This is a genomic window from Streptomyces sp. NPDC023527 (assembly GCF_055560115.1).
On the sequence record NZ_JBVHJJ010000005.1, the window covers coordinates 50580 to 64087 of the forward strand.

Genomic DNA, 13508 nt, shown 5'->3' on the forward strand with positions numbered 1-13508 from the left:
CGGGACAGCGTGCGGTCAACCTGTCCGATGGGATCGCGAACCCATCGGTTCACTCTGTGGAGAACGTCACATCCCGGACGGAAGACATTTCCGGTACCAGTGAACGCATCGTGGCCGATGAGCATCTGTCGGTGTGACAGGTCCGAGCGGCGGATCCGTACGACGGCGAGGAAGCGACTGTGCCCGACATAGCGGTGGACTACGAGCTGCTCCACGAGGTGGCGAAGAAGGCCCGCTCCCTGAAGGAGCAGGTCGGCGAGGCGCGCAAGAACGCCCCCCAGCAGTCGGTGGACCAGCTCGGTTCGGCGGTGGCCCGGCTGGCCGTGCGCGGCTACTACACCCGGTGGAGCGGGGCCTTCAAACGGTCCGAGGAGAAGCTGGAGAAGCTCGGGAAGCTGTACGAGAAGGTCGCGAAGGAGTGGGCGGACTGGGACTTCCGGCTCGCGGGCGCCGCGAGCCGGCAGGCCGCCGCCATCGCCGCGGACCAGTGGAACGGCCAGAAGGCGCTGTACGACGAGTGGCAGAAGCTCGTGGCCGAGGGGAAGGTCGACCCGAACGACCCGAACGCCCCGAAGGACCCCGGGGCACGCCCGAGCAGCTGGACCAGCACCGACCCCAACGGCAACTCCACGACCACCACGTACACCTACGGTCCGGACGGCAAGCCGGCGTCGGTCACCACGACCATCACCACGAAGAGCGGTCTGACCAGCACGGAGACGACGACCTACCGTCCCGACGGCTCGTACGAGTCGAGGTCGACCGATGTGCAGGGCAATGTCACGGTCTCCACCGGCACCAGCACCACGACGGATTCGTCGAAGGACACCAAGACCACGACCACGTCCTTCTCCAGCACCACCACGGGGCAGGACGACAAGCAGACCACCACCTCCGGCAACACCAGCTCGGTCTACAACACCCAGACCGGACAGCGGACCTCCCACACCACCTACACGACCACCGGGCCCGACAAGGACGGCAAGGTGCGGACCGTCACGGGCACCATCGACTCGACCGTCGACGACCAGGGCCACGAAACGACCACGACCGTCGAGGTCAAGGCGGACGGCAGCGGCACCAAGACGGTCGAGACCCCGGGCGGGGGCAAGGAGAAGTGGGTCAGCGGCAGCGCGGGCAAGGACACGGGCTGGCGACGCGAGTCGTGATCCCCCGTCCGGCCGCGGCGGCCGGCACACACCAGCCGCGACATCGGCGGCTGACGCGGCGCATCACTCGGATGCGACACATCACTCGGATACAAAGCGAGGAAAAGGCATGGCCGGAAACATCAATATCGATTACGACGAGATCATGCGCGTTCACAAGGTGATGAACCAGGCCGTCCACGACATCGTCCCGATGCTGACGTCCACCAAGACGTCCGTCGAGGGCCTGCTGGACAACGGTCTGTTCATGCAGCAGAGCAGCCCGGCGATGAAGGCGTCGTACGAGAAGCTGACGACGTCGCTGACCCAGGCGATGCGGGGCATCACGACCTTCGCCGACCAGTTCGAGAAGATCAAGACGGCCGTGCAGGAGATGGACGCCTCGATCGCCAAGGGTTCCAGCGGCTGATCCGCACCCCCACCGCACCGCGAGGCGCCCCCGGCCCATCGGCCGGGGGCGCCTCGCGGTCACGGGGTACGGGCCGGCCGGTGGCGGACCGTCAGTCCTCCCCGTGGAGCACGGTGTTCGGCACCAGGATCGACACCAACGACCCGGTCACCGGATCCACCGTCAGCCCACGCCCCGGTACGGGACGCGAACGCAGCAGGTCGTACGGGAGGCGGATGCCCAGCAGGTCGCCCTCGCTCGGGGACTGCGGGGCCAGCAGCATCCCCTTGCGGAGCCTGCGGGCCTGCCCCAGCCAGCCGATGCCGGCGGAGGTGAGCGTCTCCGGGGTGGCGGCGGCCACCAGCCCGACGCCCCGGTCCCGGCCGGTGGCCGCGATGGAGCGCAGGACCTGGTCGGCGGCGGGCAACTGGGCGAGCAGGTCCGCGTCGTCGACCAGCACCACGGCCGGGCCGGTCCCCGCGTCGAGCGCGGCCTGCACCTCCTCGTCGAGCGGATCGGGGTGCTCCACCACGGTCACCTGCGGATGCCTGCGCAGCCCGCGCAGCGGTGATTCCCGCGGAGTGAGCACGACCACCCGGGTGCCCCCGGCCAGCAGGGAGACCGCGAGGGAGGCCAGCGCGGTGGAACGGCCCGTTCCGGGCGGGCCGCTGATCAGGAAGGACGGGGCGTCGCCCGCGAAGTCCACGCCCACCGGTGCGAGGTCGTCGCCGCTGATGCCCAGCAGGCCCCACAGCGGCCGCCGCCGTGCGTCGGGCACCTTGTCGTACGCGTCGGTGAAGGAGATCTCCCGGGGCAGCGTGAGCACCTTGGCGGGGCGCCGCTCGGCCGGTACGCCACGGTCGCGCTGTGCCGCCCTGACGCCGATGGCCCGGAGGGCCTCCGCCTGGTCGCGGCCGGTGGCCGGGCCGCCCTCGGCGGGCCGGCCCAGCAGGGCGACCTGGATCTCGGTGCCGCTGCCCGTGCGCCAGCCGCGGCCCGGCGGCACGGCGTCCGGGATCTTCTTGGCAGGCACGCCCGCGAGGGTGTACTCGGTGCGGTCGCTCAGCCGCAGCAGCAGCCTTTCGTCGTTGAGCGAGGCGACCTTGCCGGAGAGCAGGGCGCGTTCCGAGGTGGCGATGACATGGATGCCCAGGGGCGCGCCCTCGCGGACGAGGGCGGTGACCTCCTGGACGAGGCGGCCGCCGTCGTGGTCACCGAAGAGGGCGACCAGTGAGTCCCAGCCGTCGATGAGGACCACGATGTGCGCCGGGCGTTCGGCCGGCCGGAGCAGGGAGCGCAGTTCGGCGAGGCCGGCGGCGCCGTGGGTGGTCAGCAGTTCCTGACGGTGGACCATTTCGGCGGTGAGCCGGGTGAGCAGCCGGCTGAGGCGCTCCAGGTCGGCGCGCGGCACGACGGCCCCGCAGTGCGGCAGCGGGTTCAGGGCGGCGAGCGCGCCGCCCGCCGCGTCGATGCCGTACAGGTGCACGTCCGCCGTGGAGTGGCGGCGGGCGAGCGCACCGGCGATGGTGCGCAGCACCTGGGAACGGCCGGAGCGCGGGGTCCCCAGGACGTAGAGGTGGCCGAAGGTGTCGAGGTCCAGTTCCAGGGGTTCCTGGCGCTGGGCGCTCGGCAGGTCGGCGAGCGCCCAGGGGACGGAGGCGAGCTGCCCGTCCGGCCGGTCGGGCCGTTCGGGCAGGTCGTCCAGGGTGAGCCGGTGCGGCAGCGCCGGCAGCCAGGGGCTGGGCTGCCGCGGAATGCCGAGGGTGGTGGCCGCCTCCTCGACGGCTTCCACGAGCGCGGTGAGGTCGGTCGGGGCCGAGGGATCGTCCAGGAGGTCGGCGTCGTCGTCCTCGCCCGCGTGGTCCGGCCCCGGCTCGGGCGCCGTGCGGCCGAGCTGTGCCCAGGTCACGTCCGTCGTCCAGATCTCGGCGGCGGCGACGGGACGCTCCGGCCGCTCCACGAGGGTTCCCGCGGTCCCCTCCGCGGGCTCGGTGCCGCGCGGTGCGCCCGCGAAGGCGGTCTGGAAGGGCAGGACCGAGCGGTGCCCGATCCGGGCCAGCGCCCGCCCAGGGGTGTCGGCGGAGATGGTGACGGCGTCGTTGACCTCCAGGACGTCGTGGCTGTCCGCGGCGTCGGTGACGCGCAGGGCGATGCGGAGGTTGGTGTTGGCCCGGATGTCGGCGGTGACCACTCCGGCGGGCCGCTGGGTCGCGAGGACCAGATGGATGCCGAGGGAGCGGCCCCGCTGGGCGATGGAGACCAGCCCGGGGATGAACTCCTGCACATCGCGGGCGAGGGTGGCGAACTCGTCGATGATGAGCAGCAGCCGGGGCAGCGGCGCCAGGGACGGGTCCCGCCGCCGCATGGCGCGGTACTCGGGGTGGTCCTTGGCGCCGACCGCGGCGAGGACGTGTTCGCGCCGGGTCAGTTCGGCGCCGAGCGAGGTGAGGGCGCGTTCGACCAGGTGACTGTCGAGGTCGGTGACCATGCCGAGGGTGTGCGGCAGCCGTACGCAGTCCTTGAAGGCGCTGCCGCCCTTGTAGTCGACCAGGACGAAGGTCATCTCGTCGGGCCGGTTGGCGGCGGCGAGCCCGGCCACCAGGGTCTGGAGCAGTTCGGACTTGCCCGCGCCGGTGGTTCCGGCGACCAGGGCGTGCGGACCGTCCTTGACGAGGTCGAAGGTGACGGGACCGGAGTAGCCGGAGCCGAGCGGCATGCCGGTGGACGCGGGCCGCTGTTCCCACCTGCGGACCAGTTCGCCGCCGTGCGGCGGTTCGAGGTCGAGCAGCCGGAGCAGGCCGACCTTGCCGGGGAGGCCGTCGGAGCCGTCGGGGGTGACGTCGCGCACGGGGGCGAGGGCACGGGCGATCCGCTCGCACCACTCGACGTCGACCAGGTCCGGGCGGGCCGTGGTGACATCGGTCTTCCCGGTGCGCCGCAGGGTGAGTTCGCGGGCGCCGACGGAGCAGACGGTGACGCACTCCTCGGGGAGCATCCGCTCCTCGCGGTCGACGCAGATCAGGAACACCCGGACGGCGGGCCCCTCCTTCAGGACCTGGATCATGCCGGGGACGTCGCGGAGCTGCCGGGCCCCGTCGAGGACCACGAGGAGGTCGGGTTCGGCGAGCAGGGCCCCGCTCATGGCGGAGGTCCGGGCCCGGATTCGGGACCGGACGGTCGAGACGAGTTCGGTGACCCGGTTGGCGACCGTCTCGGGGTCGTTGCCGAGGGTGACCGCCGGGCCGCCGGGGGCCGCGGCCGCTACGCCGCCCCGGCCGGGGCGGGCGTGCGGCAGCCAGCGGACCCACTCCCAGCCGGCCGCGCCCGCGGCGTCGGTGAGGACGGTGATCCGGACGTCGCGCGGGCTGTGCAGGATCGCCGCCTGGGCGACGGTCCAGCGGGCGAGCGCGGCGGCGGCGCCGCGCTCCCCGGCGATGCCGAGGACGCCGTCGCCGACCAGGTCCACGCCCATCGGCATGTCGGGGATGTCCCAGTTGACGGAGCGGTGGTTGTCCTCGCGGGCGGAGTCGTCGATGGTGAGCAGGGAGGGCTGACGGACGGTGCCGACGCGCAGGTGGAGATGGTCGGGGTGGGCGCGCTGCCGCTCCCAGAGCCGGGCACCGGGGCCGACGGCCCAGAGCCCCGCGGTGGCGGGGTCGGGTCCGCCCTCGGTCCGCAGGGCGCGCTCGCGGTCGACCTTGGCCTTGACGTCGTCCTCCAGCGAGGCGCGGCGGGCCCGGTAGCTGGCGGCGGCGTCCACGTAGTCGCGCCAGCCGTTCCGCTTGCCGCTCAGATGGTTGGCGACCGCGAGCACCGGGCTGAACAGCGCGAACACCAGGAAGTAGTACGACTTGAGGAAGAAGACCATGCCGACGCCGAGGACCAGCGGCGACAGCATCATCAGCAGCGGGATCGGCCGGTGGGTGGGCGGGGTGGGCGGCGCGGGCAGGACGAAACGTTCCGGCAGTAGCGGCGGGATGATGCGGGGCGGCCGGTTGAAGTCCAGGTGGGCACCGTCCGCGGAGACCGTGAGGGCGGCGTCGGCCTCGGTCGGCTCGGCCACGCGGAGCAGGAACTCCCCCAGGACGAGCTCGCCGCCGAGCGGCCACTCGCGCCATCCCGGCGGGAGCGGCTCGGCGGTGTCGGCGTCCGGGTCGGGGAGTTCGCCCGGCGGTTCCGGAGGCAGCGGCGCGGCGTCGGCACGCGGCCGGTCGGGCGGCGGCTCGGGCAGGGAGAGCACGGCGTGCGCGCCCTGCGCACCGGTGTGGAGGAGCACCGTGCCGTCGGGCCGCACGGTGACCCGCACCCCTGCCGCAGGCACGTCCCGCCCGTCCAGGGCCACGGAGCCGCCGGGCTGCGGCCCGATGCCGTGCGTGCCCGGTGCCAGCGGCCATACGCGCCCGGCGCCACGCCCGCCGACGAGCTGCAGCTCCACGCGCGGGGCGCGCGGCAGGCGTTCGCCGTCGGGGGTGCGGGAGGGCGGCGGGAGTTCGCCGCGCCGCGCACCGTAGGCGGCGGATTCGGGAGCGGCGGGGCCGCCGAGCCCGAGGCGGACACCGTCGCGGATCCCGGCGGCGGACAGCGGGCTGTCGGCGGCAAGGGGCCGGTCGCCGAGGTAGAGGACGGGCGGCTCGGTGCCGTCGGCGGCGGCGGTACCGCCGAGCCGTGCGGCGAGCGCCCCGACGGTGGTGGCGCCGGGGGCGTCCAGGACGACTTCCCGGACGGAACCGGATGCGGCCACCGCACCCGGCGCATCGGGTGAGCCGAGGCTGACGAAGAGTCTCATGGGTGTTCGGGGGTCCGTTCCGAATGCGTACGGGAGGCGGCGGATACGCCGGTGGCGGGCCGGGCGCCGGTACCGGGTACGGACCCGGGTCCGTGACCGGGCTCGGGGTCCGGTGCCGGTGCCGGCTCTGGTTCCGGTTCGAGCCAGGGGTCGGGGGCGGCCATCGGGTTGTGCGGGGCGGTCCCGGGTGCGGCGGGGGGCGCGGGATCGGAGGAGGGGGCGGCTGCGCCTGCAACGGCGGCCGCGGTCGCCGGCCCGGTGACGGCCACAGCACCGGGCTCGGCGAAGTCACCCCCGTGCGGGCCGGCCTTGGTCGGGGCCGAGGCGGGGGGCGCCGTCGCGGGGGCCGTGGGATCGGAGGCGGCCGCGGTCGCCGGTCCGGTGACGGCCACAGCACCGGGCTCGGCGAAGTCACCCCCGTACGGGCCGGGCATGGTCGGGACGGCCGTACCGGAGGCTGTTCGCGGGTTCGGGGAACCGGCCCCGGCAAGGCCCCCGGAAACGGTGTCCGGTTCCGGGCCGGCCGCCGTGGCGGCGCTCGGTCCGGGCGTCGGCTCGGATTCCGGTTCACCGTTCGGCACCGGCACCGGCACACACGTCGCCCCAACAGGCGGTACCGGATCGGCCGAGCCGACTCCACACGCGCCACCGGCTGCGGCACCGCCGCCGGTTTCCGTCGCTTCGGGTCGGCGCACGACCGGTCCGTCGCCGCCGCCGTCGTCACCCGGCCCGGCGGGACGGGCGGGCTCGGCACGGGCCGTCCACCAGCCGACCCGGCGGCGGCGGAACCTCTTGACGGCGGTGCCCACCGCCGTACTCAGCGCGGCGGACTCCACGTCGACGCCGATGCCCGGCCCGAGCAACCGGCCGCCCGGCTCGGCGTGCAGGCTCCAGCAGTCCCCCGGCAACCGCCCGCCGACCAGGGCGCGGACCCGGCCCGAGGCGCAGAGCCCGGCCAGCCGCTCCCGCTGGTCGGAGGTCGGCGTCCAGCACACCAACACCACGGGCACCACGGGGAGGACGGAATCGGGATCCCCGGAATCACCCGGCGCGACAGCTCCGGACGCCTCCAGCTCGTCGAGGATCCGGTCGAGTTCACGTCCGGGGTAGCGCGGATGCACTCCCCGGGCGACCTCCACCACCGGGCCGCCGTCGAGCAGATCGAGCTGCGCGGCCAGCGCCTGGAGGACGCTCCGGACCACCCGGGTGTCCCCTTCGAGGCTCACGACGGGCGGACCGCACATCCAGTCGGCGACCACCGCCCCGGCCGAGAGCCGGTCGACACCCACCACCAGCGGCAGCGTCCGCCGCGCGAGCGGCGACCGCGCGTCGGGCCCGAACGCCTCGGCCTCCGCCCACCAGGTCCAGTCGCCCGGCTCCTGGCCGCGCCCCCGCCAGGGTGCCGTGGCCGCCCGCGGACTGCGCCCGGCCACGACGACGGCGACCCGCCGCCGGTCGGCGCTCACCGTGACCGCCGGTGCGTAACAGCCCTCACCGGCCACCCGCTCCGCGTCGACGAGGGCGTGGTCCACCAGGGCGGGTACGGCCGGGTCGGCGAGAAACGAGGTCAGCGTACGGATCCGGCGCCGGTGCAGACCACGGGCGCGGAAGGGCTGGGTGAAGGCCCGGCGCGTCATCCGGACCTCCCAGGCCAGCCGGCGGCAGGCGGGCCGGAAGCCACCCTGCCGCCGGATCGCCCGGGTCAGCCACCAGATCAGCGCCACCAGGGCGAGAGCCATGCCGGTGAGGATGTAGGACGATCTCTGGTCGGGCATGGGCAGTGCGATCGTCGAAGAACCGCTGACCAGTACCTCAGTGGTCACGAGCGCCGCCGGGTGGCGGCGGAGGCCGCGGAGTCCGGGCGGCCCTGCCGGGGCGTGCCGGGCGGGTGGGTGTGCATAGGAACCTCGGGATGAACAACGTAGGCGGAACGTGCGCTTCTTCGCGCACCCTTGACGACCGTCCGCCGAGGGCAGCCGCGATGAGCAGCGCACTCGTGCCGACACTGAGGTACATGGCAAATACAGCCGCCAGGTTGCCTGTCACCGCGGCAAGGGCGGGGCGGGGGCAGTCTCACGGCAGGTCAAGCCGCGGCGACCCCGCGCACACCGACGCCCTGGCGCCCGGCCGGAACGCTTTTGACCCTCAGTCACATACGGGTCCGTCATATCTCCCTGAACCGTGGCAGACGACTCACGGCCCGACCGGGATCACGAGGCGGCCGACCGCCGCCGGTACACCGAGCGGTGGAGCTGGTCCTTGGCCGGCCCGGTGGTGCGCCAGCGCAGGTGCCATTCGTCGCGGGAGACGACGGTGAACGTCCCGTCGTAGATGTCGGGGGCGCAGGGGTGGCGGACGTCCCAGAGGCCCGTGCGCAGGTCCAGGGCGTGGAAGGGCCGACCGTCGGCGAAGGCCACCTCGGCCGTGCCGTCCGGCCCGGGGTACAGCCGGAGCGTGCGGCCCGCCCGGTTCACGGCGCCGTTCCAGGTCAGCTCGCCGTCCTCGACGTGCAGGATGTACGCGGGGTCACCGCCCGCCCGGAATTCGGCCGTGCCGTGGAACGCGCCCTCGGTGCCGGCGGCCAGATCGAAGAGCGTACGGTCGACCGTCCACCACCCACCCAGATAGGCCACCGCGTCGGGGACGGGATGCGGGGCCGGCGCCCCGGTGGGGAACGGATCATGGGCGGTGGAGCTCATGCCGGCATTATCGCTCAGTGCTGTGCGCCGAAGGGGGCACAGTGGGCCGCTGCCGGCGCGGATCGGGACCCACCGCCGTGCCGGGACACCCGAGAGCCGCTCCGGGGCACGCCACAGCCCGGACACGCTCACGGCCCGGCCGCCCCCGGGGCCGCCCACGCATTCCTGTCCCACGACAGCCGCGACCACCGGCGGCAAGCCGCCCGGCGGGGCCGACCCCCGCCGGAAAAGGGGCGCTATGTCCATGTTGTGCGGATATCATATACACCATGGTCAAGCCTGGACAGCCGCGGCCCCGTCGCCCCCACGGCCGGTGGTCCTTCGTTCTGCTGTCCCCGGTGATCCTGACCGTCGTCATCGCCGGCCTGGCGTACTCCACGCCCCCGGACATGGCCTTCAGCCGCATCCTGCCCGCCGCTCCCGCCCTCGCGGCCGCCATGTGGCCCGTGCTTCCCACCGTGCTGCTGGGAACGGTCTGCTTCCTGCTCATGATCGGCCTCAGTCTCGTGTTCCCCGGACTGGGTGCGTGGTACACGGTGGCGGGCATCGTCGCGGTCACCGTGGCGGCCGCGTACGGAAGCCACGTGCGGCTCCAGCGCGAGCAGTCCCTCCTGCAGGTCCGGCTCGTCGCCGACGCGGCGCAGCAAGTGGTCCTGAGCCCGATGCCGCGCCGCTTCGGGGACCTCGAGATCGAGTCCCTGTACCTCGCGGCCGCCAAGGAGGCCCGGATCGGTGGCGACTTCTACGAGGTGGCCGACACGCCGTACGGGGTCCGATTGCTCATCGGTGATGTGCGGGGCAAGGGCCTGCCGGCGGTAGGGACGGCCGCGGCGGTGGTCAACTCCTTCCGGGAAGCGGCCTACGACGAGTCCGACCTGGGCGGCATCGCGCGCCGCCTGGAGGCCAGCAGCGCCCGTTACAGCGCCGCGATCGCTCCCGAGGACCTGATGGAGCGCTTCACCACCGCCGTTCTCGTCGAGATCCCGCGAGAGGACGGTCTCATCAGAATCCTCAATTGCGGGCATCCCCCGCCACTGCTCCTGAACGGTGAGGGGCTCCGCGTGCTGGACCCCACCGCTCCCTCGCCGCTTCTCAATCTGGCGGACCTGATCGGCGATCAGTACAGCATCGACACCTTCGACTTCGGCCTCGACGACCAGTTGCTCCTCTATACCGACGGCGTCACCGAGGCCCGCGACCGCAACGGCGAGTTCTTCCCCTTGGCGGACTGGATGCGGCGGCAGACCCCGGTGCGGTCCCGCGAGCTGCTCGACGGGCTCCACCGCGACCTCCTCCGCTACAGCGACGGAGGTCTTGACGACGACATCGCCGCGCTCGCCGTACGCCTGCGCGAGAAGCCGGACCCGCTGGACGGCCGGAGGACCCAGTCCGCATAGACACATCGCCGGCCGATCGTGGGCGTCGACCGTGATGCACCGTATCGCTCGTCGAACAGATCACAGGGCGCGGCGCCCACACCGGCGCGCTCACCACCGCGCGGGGCACATCCACTGCCGGTGCGGCCCCGGGATCCGCGGCCCCACCGCTAGCGCTCCGGCAGTCGGCGGACCTCGCCCGAGCCCAGCGTGATCACGGCCCGGGGCCGCATGGGCTCCTCGCCCCGCCGGGAGAGCAGGACCACCTCCTCGACCACGGCGGACAGTGCGCCGAGCCGGCCGGCGCACTCGGCGGCCAGACGCCGTGGATCCCGGGTACGGCCGAGGGACAGATGCGGGGTGAAATCACCGCCGCGCCCGCGACAGAGCGGGAACCACCCTCCCAGCTCCCGCTGGAGACGGGCCCACGGTGCCGGGCCCGCCGCGGCCGGGTCGAGCCACACCGTCGCGTCATGCCGGTGCCGGAAGTACCGCACACCGGCCAGCCGCACCGTGAACGCCGCGCTGTCCGCCGCCCCGGCGGACAGCAGCGGCACAGCCCGCGCGAACTCCTCCTCCGGTACGAAGCCGAACAGCAGGTTCACATGCGGCGGCCACCGCCGTACCTGCGGATCGTGCTCCCAGCGGATGGCCTGGATCGCAGGCCAGAGCTCCCGCGGCGGCAGCCACACCACCGCCGTCCGGGCCGTCGGCGCCACCTCCAGCGCGCCCACCGGCCCCGCCCCACCGAAAACCGGGTTCCCATCCACACTCCCATGGTCCGGACCGCGTCCGGATCACACGAGTCGGCGAACAACGGGCCGCGGTCACGGGTACGAACCCGTCGGCGCGTACCCGCGCCCTCGCGCAGTCCTCAGGCGCCGGCCGGGTGGCGCGGCGCGCGGCGCATGGCCCACAGGGTCGGGCCGCCGCCCGGGAGCTGGACCTCGCCGAGCACCGTGAAGCCGAAGTGCTCGTAGAAGGGGAGGTTGGACGGCTTGGAGGATTCCAGATAGACCGGCAGGCCCGCCGAATCGGCCTTGGCGAGGCCCGAGCGGAGGAGGGCGGCTCCGTGGCCCTGGCCCTGGGCGGCGGGGTCCGCGCCGACCACGGCCAGGTACCAGTGCGGCTCCTGGGGACCGTGCCCGGCGGCCGCCTCCGCGGCCTGCCGGAACAGCGGCGCCCGGTCGCCCAGGATCTCCGCGAGCTCCTCGATGGTCTCCGCGTCGGGAACGGCCTTGTCCTGCGCGCCCGGCGGCACCCAGAAGGCGGCCGCCGCCTCGGTCTGTTCGCAGACGCCGTGGCGGACGTACTGCCGGGTGAAGATCGTGGCGAAGTAGCGCCCCAGGTCCGCCTCGCGCGTGGCCTCGTCGGGGAAGAACCAGCGCATCATCGGGTCGTCGTCGAAGGCACAGGCAAGGGTGCGGCCGATCAGTGAAGCGTCGTCGATCGTTGCCGTCTTCGGAGTATTCGTTATCGACATACGCGTCATTCTGCACCTGATGATCTTGGACGCCCGGGCCAGGGGCCCCGTCACGCCGGATCGCCACATGGCGGGCTGCTCATCCCGCACGGGCGGGTGGCGGTGCCGCCCGCTCCGTCGACGACCTCGAGGTCCTCACCCGCCGCTACCCCTTCTACGACCCGCTGTCCGCCCTGCCCGAGAGCGGCAGGCGGTGGTGGGAGGAGAGGGACACGGCACAAGAGCGGACGGCATGTGCTCAGCGGTAGCCGGTCAGCCCGTCGGCCAGCTCCTCCTCGTCACCGTCGCGCTGCGCGTAGAGGGCCTGCTGCAGCGCGAAGGTGCCGCGGATCGCGGCGATCCGGCCGGCCACGTCGCCGCCCTGGGCCCCACCGCCGAAGGCAAGCACCCGGCCGAGCAGTTCCTCGCCGTAGCCGGCGCCGATCGCGGCGAGGTCCTCGGCCTGGTCGCCGAGGGAGACCTCGTCCCAGTCGACCACTCCGCTGAGCCGCGGCAACCCATCGACGGTCTCCCACAGCACGTTCTCCCCGCCGAGATCGCCGTGGACCACGGCGGAGGTGAGGTGGGGAAGGCCGTCGAGGGCGGCGAGCTCCCGCCCGGCCCGCGCGCGGCCGGCGTCGTTCATGAGCGGGAACAGCTCCGCCCGGACGCCGTCGGCGAACTCCTCCCACTCCCCTTCGGGAGCGTGCGGGAGCACCGCGCGCGCCTTGCCGCCGCCGGCCGCGGCCAGCCCCGCCAGCAGCGTGGCGTACTGGGCGGCGACCGCCTCGGCCACCTCGGGGCTCTGGAGGACCCCTTCCTCCAGGGGGGCTCCGGGGATGCGGTCGAGCACCACGTATGCCGGCTCGTCCGGGCCTGCGGCGGCGCCCTCCTCCAGCGGCTCGGGGGTGCGGAAGCCGAGGCCGAGGCCGGCGAGGGCGCGCAGGCGCGCCGCCCGGCCGGGAAGCCGCTGGGCCGCGGCGTCGGTGCGGGCGAAGCAGACGACGCGCTCCGCGCCGATGACCACGTGGTGGAACTGCCCCTGATGGACGGTGAGCTCGTCCGGCTTGTCGTCGAGCAGCAGCCTGCTCAGCAGGGTGCGGTACGTCTCGAGGATCTCCATGGCGCGTGAACTCTCCTTCATCCGCGGACGAGGTAGGACGATGGATCCGGTCGGATACGAAATGCCGCGGCACATGTGGTCCCCGGTCACCCGGGTCGCCGATCTCGAGGGCGGTGTCGCCGGCGGCGCCATCCTGGGCGAGGAGCTGGTGGTGTACGGCGACGGGCGGAACGTGACGGTCGCGGAGGGCTTCTGCCCGCACCGCGGTGTGGCATTGCGGCTGGGCAGGACGCGCGATGGGGCACTGGGCGCGCCGACTCCCATGGTGTCGGCAATCGGGACGACGAGGAACGCGGCACCGCTGGTGAGCGCCGCGCCCACCATCACGGGCCGCTTACGGTGCCGGTCCGCGAGCGCCCCGGCGGGGAGCGCCACCAGCAGGGGCGGGAGTTTCTGGGCGAACGACAGCAGCGCGACCTGCCAGACGGAGGCGTGCAGCGCCACCACCGCGACCAAGGGAGTTGGGCGATGGCGTGCCCCGTGCGGAGCGCCCACCACCTGATGC

General features: G+C 73.6%; 10 protein-coding genes. 4 read left to right on the forward strand and 6 right to left on the reverse strand.

Annotation, left to right across the window (positions count from 1 at the left end; genetic code table 11):
- Positions 1-179: 179 nt before the first annotated feature.
- Both ACZ303_RS11355 and ACZ303_RS11360 read left to right on the forward strand, forming a co-directional pair.
- Positions 180-1169: a WXG100 family type VII secretion target gene (locus ACZ303_RS11355; protein ID WP_467337544.1), complete on the forward strand. Its 990-nt coding sequence runs from the start codon at positions 180-182 to the stop codon at positions 1167-1169.
- 109 nt (positions 1170-1278) lie between these two features.
- Positions 1279-1578: a hypothetical protein gene (locus tag ACZ303_RS11360; RefSeq protein WP_467337546.1), complete on the forward strand. Its 300-nt coding sequence runs from the start codon at positions 1279-1281 to the stop codon at positions 1576-1578.
- A 91-nt stretch (positions 1579-1669) separates the two neighbouring features.
- On the opposite strand, the gene ACZ303_RS11365 is transcribed toward ACZ303_RS11360, so the two are convergent.
- The 3 genes from ACZ303_RS11365 to ACZ303_RS11375 all read right to left on the reverse strand — a co-directional run bounded on the left by ACZ303_RS11365 (position 1670) and on the right by ACZ303_RS11375 (position 9042).
- The gene (locus ACZ303_RS11365; protein WP_467337548.1) at positions 1670-6343 is read right to left on the reverse strand and encodes an FtsK/SpoIIIE domain-containing protein; all 4674 of its coding nucleotides are present in this window, start codon (positions 6341-6343) and stop codon (positions 1670-1672) included.
- Positions 6340-8166 carry a hypothetical protein gene (locus tag ACZ303_RS11370; RefSeq protein ID WP_467337550.1) on the reverse strand — a complete coding sequence of 609 codons (1827 nt, stop codon included), beginning with the start codon at positions 8164-8166 and terminating at the stop codon, positions 6340-6342. Before ACZ303_RS11370 ends, ACZ303_RS11365 begins: the two co-directional genes overlap by 4 nt.
- Before the next feature lie 387 nt (positions 8167-8553).
- Positions 8554-9042, reverse strand: coding sequence for a DUF6314 family protein (locus ACZ303_RS11375; protein WP_467337552.1), 489 nt, complete (start codon positions 9040-9042; stop codon positions 8554-8556).
- Between the two features lie 269 nt (positions 9043-9311).
- Between ACZ303_RS11375 and ACZ303_RS11380 the strand changes: the two genes are divergently transcribed.
- Positions 9312-10439 carry a PP2C family protein-serine/threonine phosphatase gene (locus ACZ303_RS11380; protein WP_467337554.1) on the forward strand — a complete coding sequence of 376 codons (1128 nt, stop codon included), beginning with the start codon at positions 9312-9314 and terminating at the stop codon, positions 10437-10439.
- 149 nt (positions 10440-10588) lie between these two features.
- On the opposite strand, the gene ACZ303_RS11385 is transcribed toward ACZ303_RS11380, so the two are convergent.
- The 3 genes from ACZ303_RS11385 to vph form a co-directional block, all read right to left on the reverse strand.
- On the reverse strand, positions 10589-11188 hold the full coding sequence (locus tag ACZ303_RS11385) for a 2'-5' RNA ligase family protein (RefSeq protein WP_467337556.1): 600 nt from the start codon (positions 11186-11188) through the stop codon (positions 10589-10591).
- 104 nt (positions 11189-11292) lie between these two features.
- The gene (locus ACZ303_RS11390; RefSeq protein ID WP_467337558.1) at positions 11293-11910 is read right to left on the reverse strand and encodes a GNAT family N-acetyltransferase; all 618 of its coding nucleotides are present in this window, start codon (positions 11908-11910) and stop codon (positions 11293-11295) included.
- Positions 11911-12139: 229 nt separating this feature from the next.
- Complete coding sequence (gene vph, locus ACZ303_RS11395) at positions 12140-13024, reverse strand: viomycin phosphotransferase (RefSeq protein ID WP_467337560.1); 885 nt, start codon at positions 13022-13024, stop codon at positions 12140-12142.
- Between the two features lie 52 nt (positions 13025-13076).
- Between vph and ACZ303_RS11400 the strand changes: the two genes are divergently transcribed.
- Positions 13077-13505 (forward strand): Rieske 2Fe-2S domain-containing protein, encoded by a 429-nt coding sequence (locus ACZ303_RS11400; protein ID WP_467338192.1) that lies wholly within the window; start codon positions 13077-13079, stop codon positions 13503-13505.
- Positions 13506-13508: the final 3 nt, after the last annotated feature.